This window comes from Azorhizobium sp. AG788 (assembly GCF_004364705.1).
In the GTDB taxonomy this organism is placed as follows: Bacteria; Pseudomonadota; Alphaproteobacteria; order Rhizobiales; family Xanthobacteraceae; genus Azorhizobium; species Azorhizobium caulinodans.
Window position 1 is genome coordinate 817035 of the sequence record NZ_SOBM01000001.1, and the last position, 13296, is coordinate 830330.

20 protein-coding genes are annotated in these 13296 nt (G+C 65.4%); 1 reads left to right on the plus strand and 19 read right to left on the minus strand.

The annotated features are described in order from the left end of the window. Positions 1 to 8 precede the first annotated feature (8 nt). The 18 genes from DFO45_RS03790 to DFO45_RS03875 form a co-directional block, all read right to left on the minus strand. The gene (locus tag DFO45_RS03790; protein ID WP_043879536.1) at positions 9 to 227 is read right to left on the minus strand and encodes a hypothetical protein; all 219 of its coding nucleotides are present in this window, start codon (positions 225 to 227) and stop codon (positions 9 to 11) included. A 76-nt stretch (positions 228 to 303) separates the two neighbouring features. After that, complete coding sequence (locus tag DFO45_RS03795; protein ID WP_133863777.1) at positions 304 to 612, minus strand: 2Fe-2S iron-sulfur cluster-binding protein; 309 nt, start codon at positions 610 to 612, stop codon at positions 304 to 306. A gap of 159 nt (positions 613 to 771) precedes the next feature. Continuing rightward, on the minus strand, positions 772 to 1977 hold the full coding sequence (locus tag DFO45_RS03800) for a DegT/DnrJ/EryC1/StrS family aminotransferase (RefSeq protein WP_133863778.1): 1206 nt from the start codon (positions 1975 to 1977) through the stop codon (positions 772 to 774). Then, positions 1974 to 2243, minus strand: a complete 270-nt coding sequence (locus DFO45_RS03805) for a hypothetical protein (protein ID WP_012171945.1) — start codon at positions 2241 to 2243, stop codon at positions 1974 to 1976. Before DFO45_RS03805 ends, DFO45_RS03800 begins: the two co-directional genes overlap by 4 nt. A 46-nt stretch (positions 2244 to 2289) precedes the next feature. Continuing rightward, complete coding sequence (locus DFO45_RS03810; RefSeq protein WP_043879535.1) at positions 2290 to 2649, minus strand: DUF3024 domain-containing protein; 360 nt, start codon at positions 2647 to 2649, stop codon at positions 2290 to 2292. Positions 2650 to 2723: 74 nt separating this feature from the next. Further along, a complete protein-coding gene (locus DFO45_RS03815) occupies positions 2724 to 2963 on the minus strand; it encodes a nitrogen fixation protein NifZ (protein ID WP_043879534.1) in 240 nt (79 codons plus the stop codon). A gap of 5 nt (positions 2964 to 2968) precedes the next feature. Next, positions 2969 to 3274 carry a nitrogen fixation protein NifZ gene (locus DFO45_RS03820; RefSeq protein WP_012171942.1) on the minus strand — a complete coding sequence of 102 codons (306 nt, stop codon included), beginning with the start codon at positions 3272 to 3274 and terminating at the stop codon, positions 2969 to 2971. Next, positions 3271 to 4044, minus strand: coding sequence for a 4Fe4S-binding leucine-rich repeat protein (locus DFO45_RS03825; RefSeq protein ID WP_133863779.1), 774 nt, complete (start codon positions 4042 to 4044; stop codon positions 3271 to 3273). The genes DFO45_RS03820 and DFO45_RS03825 overlap by 4 nt, the downstream gene beginning before the upstream one ends. After that, complete coding sequence (locus DFO45_RS03830; protein WP_133863867.1) at positions 4034 to 4522, minus strand: hypothetical protein; 489 nt, start codon at positions 4520 to 4522, stop codon at positions 4034 to 4036. The genes DFO45_RS03825 and DFO45_RS03830 overlap by 11 nt, the downstream gene beginning before the upstream one ends. 92 nt (positions 4523 to 4614) lie before the next feature. Next, positions 4615 to 4944 carry an iron-sulfur cluster assembly accessory protein gene (locus DFO45_RS03835; protein ID WP_012171939.1) on the minus strand — a complete coding sequence of 110 codons (330 nt, stop codon included), beginning with the start codon at positions 4942 to 4944 and terminating at the stop codon, positions 4615 to 4617. A gap of 19 nt (positions 4945 to 4963) precedes the next feature. Then, on the minus strand, positions 4964 to 5188 hold the full coding sequence (locus DFO45_RS03840; RefSeq protein ID WP_133863780.1) for a YfhL family 4Fe-4S dicluster ferredoxin: 225 nt from the start codon (positions 5186 to 5188) through the stop codon (positions 4964 to 4966). A 21-nt stretch (positions 5189 to 5209) separates the two neighbouring features. After that, entirely contained in the window at positions 5210 to 6769 is a 1560-nt protein-coding gene (gene nifB, locus DFO45_RS03845) for a nitrogenase cofactor biosynthesis protein NifB (protein WP_133863781.1), read from the minus strand. 260 nt (positions 6770 to 7029) lie between these two features. Continuing rightward, positions 7030 to 7893 carry an SIR2 family protein gene (locus tag DFO45_RS03850; RefSeq protein WP_133863782.1) on the minus strand — a complete coding sequence of 288 codons (864 nt, stop codon included), beginning with the start codon at positions 7891 to 7893 and terminating at the stop codon, positions 7030 to 7032. A gap of 5 nt (positions 7894 to 7898) precedes the next feature. Beyond that, positions 7899 to 8117: a putative nitrogen fixation protein NifT gene (nifT, locus tag DFO45_RS03855; RefSeq protein WP_012171935.1), complete on the minus strand. Its 219-nt coding sequence runs from the start codon at positions 8115 to 8117 to the stop codon at positions 7899 to 7901. A gap of 147 nt (positions 8118 to 8264) precedes the next feature. Then, entirely contained in the window at positions 8265 to 9416 is a 1152-nt protein-coding gene (nifS, locus tag DFO45_RS03860; RefSeq protein ID WP_280960272.1) for a cysteine desulfurase NifS, read from the minus strand. Positions 9417 to 9429: 13 nt separating this feature from the next. Beyond that, a complete protein-coding gene (locus DFO45_RS03865; RefSeq protein WP_012171933.1) occupies positions 9430 to 9714 on the minus strand; it encodes a NifU family protein in 285 nt (94 codons plus the stop codon). 29 nt (positions 9715 to 9743) lie between these two features. After that, the gene (locus tag DFO45_RS03870; protein WP_133863784.1) at positions 9744 to 10064 is read right to left on the minus strand and encodes an iron-sulfur cluster assembly accessory protein; all 321 of its coding nucleotides are present in this window, start codon (positions 10062 to 10064) and stop codon (positions 9744 to 9746) included. A gap of 175 nt (positions 10065 to 10239) precedes the next feature. Continuing rightward, positions 10240 to 11922, minus strand: a complete 1683-nt coding sequence (locus DFO45_RS03875) for an ATP-binding protein (RefSeq protein ID WP_133863785.1) — start codon at positions 11920 to 11922, stop codon at positions 10240 to 10242. 164 nt (positions 11923 to 12086) lie between these two features. Between DFO45_RS03875 and DFO45_RS03880 the strand changes: the two genes are divergently transcribed. Continuing rightward, entirely contained in the window at positions 12087 to 12695 is a 609-nt protein-coding gene (locus DFO45_RS03880) for a hypothetical protein (protein WP_133863786.1), read from the plus strand. A gap of 164 nt (positions 12696 to 12859) precedes the next feature. On the opposite strand, the gene DFO45_RS03885 is transcribed toward DFO45_RS03880, so the two are convergent. Beyond that, on the minus strand, positions 12860 to 13285 hold the full coding sequence (locus DFO45_RS03885) for a Rieske 2Fe-2S domain-containing protein (RefSeq protein WP_012171929.1): 426 nt from the start codon (positions 13283 to 13285) through the stop codon (positions 12860 to 12862). Positions 13286 to 13296: the final 11 nt, after the last annotated feature.

Below are 13296 nucleotides of genomic sequence, written 5' to 3' on the forward strand. Positions count from 1 at the left end.
TCCGGATATCACGCGGCGGCGGGGGCGGCGCTTGCCTTCAGCGCCGGAAGCGCTTCCGTCGGGATGCGGAACACGCCGCGGCCGCCGGCGAGGGCCTGGTAGGTGCTCGGCACCTCGAGGCTCAGGAAATTGAACCAGTCCTGAGGCGTGAGCGCTGCAGGGCGTTCGCTGATCTCGATGACGCTGCCGTTGGCAGCAAAGCGCACGTGAAGAATGGCATTGCTCATGGGTCCACTCCGTCTGCTGGGGTCAAAGGAAGCGGAACGTCCGGGCGAGGGCGGGTGCCCGGACGCACGCGGAAACTCAGAGGCCCGAGCCGAAGCCCAGGAGCTCGATCTTGATGTTTTCGGTGCCCAGCACCTTCGCCTGGCAGGCGAGGCGGGACTTCGAGCCGACGCCGACGATGGAGTCGAGCTTCTCATTCTCCTCGCGGGCGATCTTGGTGAGGCCCTTGCGGCCCTCCTGCACGAAGATATGGCAGCTGCCGCAGGAGGCCTTGCCGTCGCACTTGTGCGGGATCTTGATGTCGCCCTTCAGCAGCACGTCCAGCAGGCTCATGCCTTCGGCCGCTTCGAGCACTTCCCCACTGGGAGAGATGGTGACAGTGGTCATGGAAACCTCCTTCATGTCTTCGGGTATGCGACACCTGTTCCGCCCCGGCCGGGCCGGTGCAGATGATTGAATGATCAGTTACGAGACGGAGGGTGGCCGGGATCGCGATCCCTTGGCTCCGGCTCCCGATGGACGTTCCGCCGGCAGCGCCGGCGGGCGTCAATAAATGGCTGCTCCCGCGCCCACATTGATGGAGGCGTCCTTCATCGTCTCGACGATGAACTGGATCTGGTCCTCGCTCAGATGGGCGTGGAAAGGGAGGGCGACGGCTCGGTCCGCGAGCTTCTCCGAGACCAGACAGTCGCCACGCCGGTATCCCAGGTCGAAATAGTGCCGCTGCAGGTGCAGCGGGTGGCAATAGCCGGCGGCCTCCACCTGCTCGACCTTCAGGTCCTCCACGATGGAGTCGCGGCTGGAGCGCGAGAAGCGGTTGCCGAGGTGCACGAGGTAGAGGAACCAGTTCACCTCGGTCACATCGGGCGCCATGTAGGGATCCTTGATCCCCTCGAAGGACTTGATGTGCTTGTAATAGAGGTGCTCGGTGCTGCGCCGCCGTTCCAGGATCTCGTCCAGCCGCTGAAGCTGGGTCAGGGCCAGAGCGGCGGAAATCTCGCTCATCGTGGCCTGGAAGGGCGGGGTGCCGCTCACCACCACGGACGAGCGCTCGTCCAGCCGGTGCGCGCGGTGGCGCCGGGCTGTCACCGCCACGTCCACATCGTCAGTGACGATGATCCCACCCTCGCCGCAGGTGATGGGGAAGGGTTGGGAGAAGTCGAAGACCGACGCATCGCCGAAGGTGCCGACGAGCGCGCCCTTGTAGCGCGAGCCGATGGCTTCGGTGGAATCCTCCAGCAGCTTCAGGCCGTGCCGCTCCGCCACGGCGCGCAGGCCGTCCCACGCGGCCGGATGGCCGTTGGTGTTGGCCGCGAGAATGGCCTTTGTGGCCGGGGTGATACGCGCCTCTGCCTTCTCGGGAACGAGGGTTCCCGACCAGTAATCCACGTCGGCGAAGACCGGTCGTGCGCCCACGAGGCTGATGGCATGGGCCGTTTCGCGGAATGAATAGGGCGAGGCGATCACCTCGTCGCCCGGGCCGATGCCATAGGCCTTCAGAACGAGCATGAGGGCGAAGGTGCCGCTCGGCACCGCCACCGCATAGCGCCGGCCCAGATAGGTCGCAAACGCGGTCTCGAAGGCCGCGACGACGGCTCCCCCCGACAGGCGCGGGCTGCGGAGCACACCATCGACCGCCGCCAGTTCCGCGCCGGTGATATCGGGGTCGGACAGGGGAATGAAGCCGACATCGAGTTCGGCTTCGTCGGTCTCCGCGCGGGTATCGCCATCGATGAGTGCGGACTCAATCATGGCTTCACCTTGCGCTTGGCGAGCACGACGCCGGTGGCGCGGGCGGGATCGGAGGTGAGCTGGACGCAGTGGTCGGCGGTGTCCAGCAGATGGACCTCATAGGCCGGATAGGTGCGGAACGGCTCGTCCGACATGTCGGAAGCATCACAGCCGGTCCAGGACAGGTGCGGAAGCAGACCACGCAATGTAGCGATCACCCCGCTGCCGTTGTCCGGCGCCGAGAGGATTTTCTCGATTTCCGCCAAGTCGTTCTCTGCCAGCGCCATGATCCTGACCCTATGATGGAAGGCCTCAGTCTGGAACGATGCAAAATCATTGCCAGAAGATGCGCTCGGGATCGAGGTTGATCTCCTCCAGCGCATCCGAGAGCTTCTCGTGGATGCTGTGGAGGCCCCAGCGCCGCGCCGCATGCTCACGGGCATAGAGCTGCCAGCGGCCGGTATCCACCTCGTGGATGAGCAGTGCCACATCGACGATGCCGCCCTCCGGGTCGATGTTGCGGGAGCAGCAGGGGCTAGAGATATGATAGCCGCCCGCCGTCGCCTTCACGAGCGGCGACACATAACGATAGCGCTTGCGGTTCTCGAGCCCGCGCTCGATGCGCTTGCGGTCGAGATCATTGGGATGAGGCGACAGGCGCAGGTTGGCGCTCGTCATGGCCGCGGAACGCATCACCGGTTCTCCTTCCAGATCGCGTGCCGCGCCCGTCCTTGCGGCGGCGCGGAAGGGTAAGGCGGGTTGTCCGCTCAAAGCGGCGTGATCTCTTCCTCGAAGCAGCCGACCACCAGCTTCTCTGAGAATTCCACGAGATAGATGGGCAGGTTCGCCTCCGTGTGGGTGCCGACCTGCACGATTTCGCCGAGGCCTCCGGCCGGCACGAGAATCTGCGCAGGCGCGGCCTCGGGGAACGAGCCGTCGTTGATGAGATCGATGGCGGCCCGCACGCGCATGCCCCACTGGTATTTCGGTTCTCTGGGCTCAAACACGGTCGTCACTCCGGCAGGGGGATGTCGATATCGTCGCGGGAGACCACGGGCTCCAGCTCCTTGCGCTTCATGCCGACGCGGTTGCCGCTCTCGGTGAATTCCACGCCATAGATGTAGAACTGCTGGAGGAATGTGCCGATGCTCACCACGTAGCCGAGCTCGCCTTTCCTCGCGAGCACGTCGCCGATCTCCTTGCCGGCGTAGGTGCCGTCGTTCCGGATGGTGCGGCGGGCGCGCACCTTCTCGCCATAGGAGAAATAGGGCGGATCATTCAGTTCCACCACGTCGCTGTCGCGGACAATGTTGCTCATGGCCGGCTCCCGATGCCGTCGGCGCGCGGCGTCGCCTGCCGGGCGCGGGCGGCCTCGCGCACAAGATCGTCGCAGTCGTCGGCGAGAGCGTCGAGTTCGCCAACGGGGGCGGCGCAGGCCACCTCATAGCGCACACGCCAGTCCGCATCGTTCTTGAGCCGTGCCACGAGGTCGGGCGAAAGGCGGCGGGCGATCTCAAGCCGCACGGTGGCGTCGGCGTCATCGGCCATGCGCAGCAGCCACTCGCGGGGCAGGCGCTGCGCGACGACGCGGCGGACCTCCGTCTCCGGATCGGCCATCATGCGCCCGAGCAGGGCGGGCGCGACCCGCCGCGCCACAACGAGGCGCACATAATAATCCTCGTCCGCCATCATCGGGCCGAGGTCGGCATCTTCCAGCAGGGAGACGATGCGGATGCGCACCTCCCGGTGCGGATCGTGGCGCAGCGGCAGGATGAGGCGCTTGGGCAAGCGGCGCGCCGCATTCCAGCGCACGGTCTCCTCCGGATCCTCCAGCAGCGGCGGCAGCAGGAAGGTGCTGGCGTGCTTGGCGGCGATGGCCCGCACCTCGAAATGCGGATGCGCCACATAACGGTTGGCGAGGCCGGGGTTCCAGTTGAAGAAACGGTCGATGCGCCGGGCGTAGCGATCATGCACGCAGGCATGCTTCAGCCGGCAGCGGCCTTCGGCCTCGATGTCGCGATGGGTGCAGCTGGCGCAATCGATGTCGTGGCCCTGCCAGTCCAGAGCCTCGTCGATGTCATCCGTCATCGTCTTGCTCCGCCCGGTCCAGAATGTCGAGCAGCACGCGGGCGCCGATCTTGTCGCTCGGGTCGAGCTGCATCAGCTTGGTGGCGGCGGCACGCCCTTCCTCCAGCTCGCCAAGGCGCATCTGGAGATAAGCGTAGCCCTTGAGGCTGAAGAGAAAGAAGCGCGGCTTCAGGCTCTCATAGCGGCCGAAGTCGGCGTCGCCGGCGCGCACATCGCGCCAGTCCGTGGAGAAATTGTTGTCCCGTGCGGACTTGATCAGACATTCCTTGGACACTTCGAGCGCCTCCGCCAGCCGTCCTTTGTAGAAATAGAAACGGTACAGGCCGATCAGCACAGCCACATGACCAGGCGCGAGCCCTTGTGCGGCCTTGAGATGCGCCTCCGCGACAGCTCCATCCGCATAGGCAAGGCCCGCGGCATGAAGATGGGCTTCGGCGTCCTCCGGCAGCCCGCCGCCCAGCAAGGGATCGGAGAGGATGGCGTCCTCGAAGCCGTCGGAGACAGGGGCTCCCGCGCCGGTGAGGGCGCGGGAGCCGGAGGTGTCGCGTGCCGTGTGCAAGGCCGCTCCGCTCAGGACAGTTGCACGGTGCCGTGCGAGCTGCAGGTGCCCGTGGCCTTCGGATCGCGGAACACCAGCCCGGTCTGGGACGCGGTGTCGGCGAAATCGATGGTCACGCCTTCGAGCAGGATGCGGCTTTCCGCCGGCAGGAAGAGGCGCACGCCATTCTTTTCCACCACCGCATCACCGCTGGCCGGAGCCGGGGTGACGCTGATGTCCGCGCTGAGGCCGGAGCAACCGCCGGGGCTCAGCACCAAGCGGAAGCCGCTTGCGGCATTGCCGTCCGCCCGGAGCATCAGGCGGATGAAACGCTCCGCCGCCGGTGTCATCTGGAAATTCATGGCTGCGCCTCCCCTTTTCTCACGCCGCGCCTTGGTAGCGCGGGTAGGACGTGTCGATGATGCAGGTGTCGTCCACCGGACAGACGGCCGCGCATTGCGGCACGTCATAATGGCCGATGCACTCGGTGCACTTCTTCGGGTCGATCAAGAACGTGCCGTTCTTTTCGCTGATGGCGACGTTCGGGCATTCCGGCTCACAGGCCGAACAACTGGTGCACTGGGATGAGACGATCTTGAGTGCCATGGCTGCCTCCCGATCGTTCGCTCAGGCGGCCGAGATGAGCGCGCCCTGGCGAATGGCGGCATCGCCACGCGCCACGTGCTCGATCTCGCCCGAATTGACCTTCGCGAGATAATCCTTGAACCAGCCGATGGCCGATTTCTCGATGAACTCGTGGGCGAACTGGTCCACCGGCTCGATACCGGCCTTCAGCAGGTCGCTCTTCGGGCAGCCACCGATCTTCGCCACGAACACCGCATGGCAGTCGTTGATGGCGCGGATGATGGTCTCCAGGCTGTCCTCCTCGCCATAGCCGCCCTGGCAATAGAGATCGACGCGGCGATGACCGACGAACTTGGCGCCCGCCGTGGAGAGCTCATAGACTTGGAATTCCTTGGCATGGCCGAAGTGCTCGTTGATGAGGCCCGAGCCCTTGGTCGCCACCGCCACCAGAAGCTTGATGTCGCTCATCTCGCCCGCAAGGCCAGCCAGCTCTTCCTGCTTGGCCACGACCTTGGCGACGCGCTCTTCTTCCACCGCGGCCTGGTAGGCCTTGCGGCCTTCCATGTCGTAATTCACCTCCATCGCCATGATCTTGTCGGTGGTGAATTCGGCGCTGCGGTCCTCGCCGAGCAGGCCCACCGCATCGGCGCGGCATTGGCGGCAGTGACGCATCATGTTCATCTCGCCCTCGCAGCTGTCCTGCAGGGCCTTCAGCTCCTGGGCGGTCGGGCCGCGCTGGCCGTTGAGGCCGAAGACGGTGCCGTGCTCGGGGGCGGAGATGAGGGGCATGATGTTGTGCAGGAAGGCGCCGCGCGACTTCACCGCCTTGTTCACCTCGACCAAATGCTGGTCGTTGATGCCGGGTATCATCACCGAGTTGATCTTGGTGAGGATGCCGCGGGCGGTGAGCATCTCGAGACCGAGCAACTGGCGATCGGTGAGGATCTTGGCCGCGTCGATGCCGGTGTAGCGCTTGTGCTTGTAGAAAACCCAGGGGTAGATCTTCGCGCCGATCTCGGGATCCACCATGTTGATGGTGATGGTCACGTGATCGACATTGTAGCTGGCGATGGTGTCCACGTGGTCCGGCAGGGTGAGGCCGTTGGTGGACAGGCAGAGCTTGATGTCTGGCGCGGTCTTCGAAATCAGCTCGAAGGTCTTGAAGGTCTTCTCCGGATTGGCGAGCGGGTCGCCCGGGCCGGCGATGCCGAGCACCGTCATCTGGGGGATGGTGGAGGCCACCGCGAGCACCTTCTTGGCCGCCTGCTCGGGGGAAAGCTTCTCGCTCACCACGCCGGGCCGGCTCTCGTTCGCGCAATCATACTTGCGGTTGCAGTAGTTGCACTGGATGTTGCACGCCGGGGCGACGGCCACATGCATGCGGGCGTAATGGTGGTGGGCTTCCTCGCTGTAGCAGGGATGGTTCTTCACCTTCTCCCAGATTTCGGTGGGCAGGTCGCCCTGACCCGCGCCGGAGCCGCAGCTGGCCTTGCCGCTGCCGCCCGAGGTGCCACAGCCTTTGTGTTCGGCAATGGCCTGCATGATCTCACCCATGTCGGGAGCGCTTCCGGCGCTGCTGACGTCCTGTGTCAAGCCGTGCATGTCCGTTCCTCGCTGCTGGCCGATCCGCAATATTACTGAGGAGATACCAGCAACAGCCGTGCCACCACGGCGGAAGGAGCCGGAAGCGTTGAACATCAAAGGCTTTGCGGCTTTGTCCACCCTGTCGCGTTGCCAACAGCGCGGGGGAAGCGACACAGCTCATGTTGGAAAGATTACAGATCGACGCTGCGGCCGCGCGGGCAAAAAAGAACCGCGCCCGAAGGGCGCGGCAGGCACAGGAGAGATGATGCCGAAACGCTTCAGGCGCAAAGGATCTCCACCGCCTTGTCCAGCGGCAAGGCGAGCGGCGTGAGACCCGCCTCCAGCAGGAAGCGCAGCTCATTCTTGGAGAGGGCATCGGGCTCGACGAGGGCGTAATGATGATCCGACGATCGCTTGATCAGCTGCCGTGCGTAGGTGCGCAGCATCTGGTCGTTGAACCGGCAGCCGAGGAACAGGAAGCTGCGCTCGGTGCGCCGGTGCTTCACGATGTCGGGGATCGGCGTCTGGATGTCGATCTCGGTCAGAACCTCCACATAATCGGCGTCCGAAATGAGGAAGTTCTTGGCGGGCGCCACGCTGCCGTGCGGCTTGTAGAGCAGGGTGTTCCAGCTCTCGGCCGCGGCCTTGTCGGTTTCCGCGCCCGCGGCATCATAGAAGCGATACCAGCGGTCCTCGCCGATGCCGGCGCGGGTGATGCCCTGTGCCTCGCCCCAGTCGCTGCGCTCGGCAAGGGCCGCCCGCATGGCGCCGTCATACCAGGTGTCGACGATCATCGGCACCGGAAGCGACGCCAACAGGCCATGCAGCGCATTCGGCGCCACCTTGGGCGTGAAGGCTTCCGTCATGTAGGCGGTGACGGTGGAGCGGTGCTTCATGCTCTCGATATGCTGCGCCGAAGCCCAGGCATTGCCCTTCGCCCGGCGGGGCAGCGCCACCTTGGTGCCGAGGAAGGCCGCGAGCGCCTCCGGCCCCAGCGGCACCTCCGGTTGCGAGAGGGCGGCCACCGCCGGCCCGAGATAGGGCACGATCGCCCCGGCGCGCAACTGGCCGGCGACGTCCTTCAGCACGGCCGTGGCGTCGGCGGGATTGGCGAAATCGATATGCGGGGTCGGGGCGTTCATGGCCGTCAGCCTTCGTCTTCGCCGCGCTTGCGCGCATTCACGGTGATGGGCAGCGTGGTGTCGGCCGCCATCTCGGGCAGCTCCAGCACCCAGCCATTGGCGATGCGGATCCAGCCGCCCCAGAGGGTCGGGTGCTCGCTTTCGACGATCGGCTCCTCCAGATCCTTCTTGGGAACATAGATGGAGAGGCCGGTCTCGGGTGAGCGGCGGATCATGATCTTCATCGTCTGGATGCTCCTTGGCGCCTTAGAGCCGGATCTCCGCGCATTGAATTGCTTTGATGTTTCAATGCGAGGCTGAATCCGTTTCTGTTCAATAAGTTGGAACTCGATCCACCGATCGCGCTCTCGGACAGTGAAAGGGCGGGCCGGTCAGGCCGCCACGGTGGCCCGCAGCCTGGCGGTGATTTCCGGCAGCACCTGCAGAACCCGGTCGACGTCGTCGTCCGTATTGTCGCGCGAGAGCGAGAAGCGGATGGCCCCGCGCAGCGCGCTCGCCGGCACCTGCATGGCTTTCAGCACATGGGACGGCTCCATGGAGCCGGAGGCGCAGGCGGAGCCGAGCGAGGCGGCGATGCCCGCCTTGTTGAGATTGTGCAGTACCGCCTCGCCCTCCAGATGCTCGAAGGCGATGTTGGTGGTGTTGGGCAGCCGTCCGTCGGGCACGCCCAGCGCCCGGCAGGGGCCGGCCTGCTGGAGCACGCCCTGTTCCAGCCGGTCGCGCAGCGCGCGCACGCGGCCCTGTTCCTCGGGCAGCTCTTCGAGCGCCAGCGCCGCCGCCGCCCCGAGGCCGACGATGCCCGGCACATTCTCCGTGCCGCCGCGCCGCCGCCGCTCCTGCGGGCCGCCGCGCACCAGTGGGGCGAAAGGCGTGCCCTTGCGCAGATAGAGGGCGCCGATGCCTTTTGGCCCGTGCAGCTTGTGGCCGGAGAGCGAGAGCATGTCGATCTGCGTCGCCGCCAGATCGATCGGTATCTTGCCGACCGCCTGAACCGCGTCCGTGTGGAACAGCGCGCCGACGGCGCGGGCCATCTGCGCCAGCTGGGCGACGGGGAACAGGGTGCCCGTCTCATTGTTCGCCCACATGATGGTGGCGAGCGCCGTGCGCGGCGAGAGCGCGCGGGCGAAGGCCTCAAGATCAAGCCGCCCCTCGCCATCGACACCGATGCGATGAATGGTGATGCCGCGCGTGGCTTCCAGATGATCCAGCAGGTTCAGCACCGCCGGATGCTCGACCGCGCTGGTGACGATCTCGTCCCGTCCCTCCTGCGTGGAGAGGGCGGAAAGGATGGCGGTGTTGTCGGATTCCGTCCCGCCCGAGGTGAAGACGATCTCATGATCGAAGGCGGCGCCGATCAGCGCCTGGAGGCTGCGCCGCGCGGTGCGCACGCTTTCGGCAACGCTGCTGCCGAAAGCGTGGGAGGAGGAGGCATTGCCGAACTGCTCGGTGAAAAAGGGCAACATGGCCGCGACGACGGCGGGATCGACCCGCGTCGTCGCGTTGTTGTCGAGATAGATCGGCACGGTTCCGTCCCGCTCAGTGCTTCGCAGCGCCGGCGACCGGCACCACGCGCACGAGCTCTCCGAGCCGCTCTACGAGGCGGGACTGGATGCCCTCCAGTGTCATGCTCGCGAGCTTGCAGAAGACGCAGGCGCCGGTCATCTTCACCAGCACCTTGTTGCCTTCGAGCCCGAGAAGCTGGCAGTCGCCGCCGTCGCGCTGGAGGTTCGGGCGGATCTCCTCGATCACCGCCTTGATGATCCGTTCGCGCTCGGTTTCGACGACCGGTGCCGCCTCGGGGATCTGGGTCTCGATCAGCATGATGGGAATGTCTCCGTGGGAGCGACGGTTCAGCCGAAGGACTTGCCGCAGGAGCAGCTGTTGTTGGCGTTCGGATTGTCGAAGGTGAAACCCGAGCCTTCGAGCGCCACCACGAAGTCGATGGTGGTGCCGGCGAGATATTCGTGGCTCTTGTTGTCCACGAAGACCCGCACGCCTTCGCGCTCGATCACCGTGTCATCGGGCTCGGCATCGACAACGAGGCCCATCTGGTACTTGTAGCCGGCGCAGCCGCCCGCCTCGACCTGGATGCGCAGGCCGCCCACGGGCCCGCCCGCGGAGCCAATGGCCGTGCGGACCGCATTCAACGCGCTGTCGGTGAGATTGATCATGGCCGTCTCCCTGATGCGTCAGAGCCGTTCTGACGTATGATCAGCAAGAGGCGTGCCAGCGATCAGTCCTTTGGAATCATTGCAGAAGTGTCGCTGCTGCTGTCGCGAAGCAGACCCTTGTCGCCTTTGCGACACGGGCGGTTTGCGCCACCGCCCACCATCCGATTGTCCGGCCTCAGGCCATGCCCCGGAAGACCGCGCAGCGTTCGAACACGGAAAGGCCCGCCGGCACTTGCTTGTGATGGCAGTATTTCGCCACCAGCTTGGCGAGGCCCTTGATGTCGCGGCCGGAGGCGTCGGGAAAGGTCTCCACCAGCGTGTCGATGAGCTGCCCATCTAGGTCGAGCGCGAACTGCTCCGCCATCACGCCCCAGATGCGCCGGCGGGCGGCGGCATCCGGCGTGTGGAACTTGATGAGGGCGATGCAGCGCGAGACGATGGCCTCATCAATGTCATCGATGCGGTTGGTGGTGAGGAACAGCAGGCCGTTGAAATATTCCAGCACCCGCAGGAAGACGCCGACCACCGCATTCATGGTCATGTCGTCCTCGCGCCGCTTGATATAGACGTCGGCCTCGTCGATCAGCATCACCGCGCCCCAGCGCTGGGCGCGGGTGAGTGTCTCGCGCAGCGCCGCCTCCATGGCCGCCGCATTGAGCCCGAGCTGGCCGGAATGCACGCGATAGAGGGGCCGCTGGATGATCTCCGCATACACTTCGGCGGTGAGCGTCTTGCCGACGCCGGGAGGGCCGGCGCAGAGCACGGTGGTGCCGCCCGACTTGCCGGCGACGATGTCGTCCATCAAGAGGTCCATCTCGGCGGTGAGGATATCGATCAGGTCGGTCTGTTCCTCCGGCAGCACCAGCTTGTGCTTGAGGTCCGGCTGGTAGGCATAGGGTTTCATGTCGTCCACATGCACCCACAGATAATGGTGCAGGTCGAGGTGGAACATGAGGATGTAGGGGTGGATGGGAATGCGGCTGAACAGGCCGGCGGGGATGCCCGCCTTCTGCCGCTCCACCTCGTCTTCGGCGTCATAGAGATTGCTCTTGGCCGCCTTGCGCAGATAGGCGCCGAGGATGTCGCCCGGCACGTCGAGCGTCAGGGCGCGGGAGGTCAGGATGCTCTCGTCATTGACGAGCCGCGCCGGGCCGCCGCTGGCGGAGAGCACCACCACATCCTTGCGCGACCAGTCCGTGTCGCGGTGGGAGGCGTTGGGATCTTCCGTATAGAAGGCCGTGCCGGTGCCGGTGAACTGGGCCCCATAGCGGCCGCGCCACTCGAAATAGCGCGCCTCCGTCGCCTCATAGGCGGCGACCAGCTCCGGCGTTTCCTTGACGAACCCCTTGGCCGCGAGGATTTCCGCTACCGTCTTGCCGGCGATGTCGCCGGCCGAGATGCGCAGGGTGGTGGAGGTGAGCGCGCCCTTGGCGTTCGCCTTCAGCTCGACGAACAGGCGTCCGGCCTCATCATTGGAGGGGGCGGTGTAATCGATGCGCGTCACGACATAGGGCAGGGGGCGGCTGGTGACGCTGGCGGTGAACAGCCAGCCCTGGATCGCCCCCTCCACCAGATAGGCAGCGATGGCCGGGAGCACGGCCTCCAACGCATCCGACGTAAACCTGACACTTTTGTCGTTGAACGCCCGTTGCAGCGTCGCGATCTGGGCTGATCGGGTCGCGAGCTCGGGTCCGCCGTCACGATAGAGATCCTGAAGGAAATCGATCTCGTCGCCGGAGAGCTGGGTGAAGCCCACCTCGACGCGATCGCCGAAGCGCAGTTGATCCTTCAAGGGGCTGAGGCCGGGAAAGCGCGCCACCATGGCTTCGAGGTGCGGCCGTTCGATCTGAAGCTTCATGGGCGGACAAAGCCTCTGGTTCGTAAACTCGGGGTGCGTCATCCGATGCAACCCTTGCGCCACAAGGGCCGGCGCGGCGCATCCTGTTTCGGCCCCCGATTTGCATGAAGGCGATTCCAGCCGGCCTGACGCCGGTCCACGGGCTTGAGATCGAGGATGCTTCCATGACCACGCTTGAGAAGACGGTGACCATCGAGGAGACCGCTTTGAGCCGTCTTGACCAGGAGAACCGCCTGTTCAACGCGGTGCTCAAGGGCCCCACCAAGAAGCCGGGCCGCTTCGGCTTTCGCGGCGATATCGCGCTGAAGTTCCAGGCCCAGGTGGCCGACGAGAAGCGTCCGCCGGACTATTCCATCGAAGGGGTGCTGACCGTCGTGCAGGCGGGCGAGCCGACCATCTCGATCCTCGTCGGCTACATCCACTCCTTCGCTTATCTGCCGGAGGTGGCGCAGGTGCTCTCCGGCCTGCTGACCCCGACCGGCACCTACTTCATCTTCTGCAACAACATCGATCTTCTGGCGAAGTATCGCGTGGTCGTGGACGGCATCACCTTCTTCGTGCTGCCCTGCGATGAATCCACCGTCTGGAAGGAGATGACCGACCTGCTCTCCATCGACAAGAACGACATCAAGAAGCTCGATACCGCTGGCAAGCTCGATTATGTGCTGGATGCTGCGATCGGCTTCAAGGAAACCTATCCCACCATCACGGTGGAAGAGGGCATCGCCCGAATGGGGCCGGTGAAGAACCGCAACGAGAACCGTCCTGTCTGACGGTGCGCCGCGTCCGGATGCCGCCCGGTCCGGACGCTGTCTCCCGCTGCCGCTGACCGCCGGATCACCGAGATATCCGTCTCCCGAAATGGGGTCCTGCCCAAAGCCCGTCGGCGTCCGTCCGGCGGGCCTTATCGTCTCGCAAGCCCAGGGGGGATAAGAAATCAGGCTTCCTCGTCGCAGGTCGCCGGGGCGTCGAATTCTTCGTCTTCCGCATCTTCGGCCAACTGGACGCCGACGACGCAGATGTCACCGTCCAGAACCACGAGGGGCACGGGCGTCAGGCTCTCGCCCTTGCACGGGCCGTCCATGCAGCGGCCCGTGCCGAGCTCGAACTGAGCGCCGTGCTTGCCGCACATGAGGCGGATGCCGTTGGGGTCGAGGAACTGGTTGCGCTCCCAGTCCAGATTGACCCCATGATGCGGGCAGCGGTTCTCATAGCCGAACACCTGCCGGCCCCAGCGCACGATGACGATGGGCCAGGCGATTTCGGCGCCGTCCTGCCCAACCCGCACCAGTTGGAGGCCCACAGCGCGCTGGCTAGGAATGTCGTTCAATTGGCAGATGGCATAGACGAGATCGGTATCCATGGGATGGCTCC

Coding starts and splice junctions, on each gene's coding strand:
- DFO45_RS03790 (WP_043879536.1), bottom strand. CDS start 227: ATGAGCAATGCCATTCTTCACGTGCGCTTTGCTGCCAACGGCAGCGTC.
- DFO45_RS03795 (WP_133863777.1), bottom strand. CDS start 612: ATGACCACTGTCACCATCTCTCCCAGTGGGGAAGTGCTCGAAGCGGCC.
- DFO45_RS03800 (WP_133863778.1), bottom strand. CDS start 1,977: ATGATTGAGTCCGCACTCATCGATGGCGATACCCGCGCGGAGACCGAC.
- DFO45_RS03805 (WP_012171945.1), bottom strand. CDS start 2,243: ATGGCGCTGGCAGAGAACGACTTGGCGGAAATCGAGAAAATCCTCTCG.
- DFO45_RS03810 (WP_043879535.1), bottom strand. CDS start 2,649: ATGCGTTCCGCGGCCATGACGAGCGCCAACCTGCGCCTGTCGCCTCAT.
- DFO45_RS03820 (WP_012171942.1), bottom strand. CDS start 3,274: ATGAGCAACATTGTCCGCGACAGCGACGTGGTGGAACTGAATGATCCG.
- DFO45_RS03825 (WP_133863779.1), bottom strand. CDS start 4,044: ATGACGGATGACATCGACGAGGCTCTGGACTGGCAGGGCCACGACATC.
- DFO45_RS03835 (WP_012171939.1), bottom strand. CDS start 4,944: ATGAATTTCCAGATGACACCGGCGGCGGAGCGTTTCATCCGCCTGATG.
- DFO45_RS03840 (WP_133863780.1), bottom strand. CDS start 5,188: ATGGCACTCAAGATCGTCTCATCCCAGTGCACCAGTTGTTCGGCCTGT.
- nifB (WP_133863781.1), bottom strand. CDS start 6,769: ATGCACGGCTTGACACAGGACGTCAGCAGCGCCGGAAGCGCTCCCGAC.
- DFO45_RS03850 (WP_133863782.1), bottom strand. CDS start 7,893: ATGAACGCCCCGACCCCGCATATCGATTTCGCCAATCCCGCCGACGCC.
- nifT (WP_012171935.1), bottom strand. CDS start 8,117: ATGAAGATCATGATCCGCCGCTCACCCGAGACCGGCCTCTCCATCTAT.
- DFO45_RS03865 (WP_012171933.1), bottom strand. CDS start 9,714: ATGCTGATCGAGACCCAGATCCCCGAGGCGGCACCGGTCGTCGAAACC.
- DFO45_RS03870 (WP_133863784.1), bottom strand. CDS start 10,064: ATGATCAATCTCACCGACAGCGCGTTGAATGCGGTCCGCACGGCCATT.
- DFO45_RS03875 (WP_133863785.1), bottom strand. CDS start 11,922: ATGAAGCTTCAGATCGAACGGCCGCACCTCGAAGCCATGGTGGCGCGC.
- DFO45_RS03880 (WP_133863786.1), top strand. CDS start 12,087: ATGACCACGCTTGAGAAGACGGTGACCATCGAGGAGACCGCTTTGAGC.
- DFO45_RS03885 (WP_012171929.1), bottom strand. CDS start 13,285: ATGGATACCGATCTCGTCTATGCCATCTGCCAATTGAACGACATTCCT.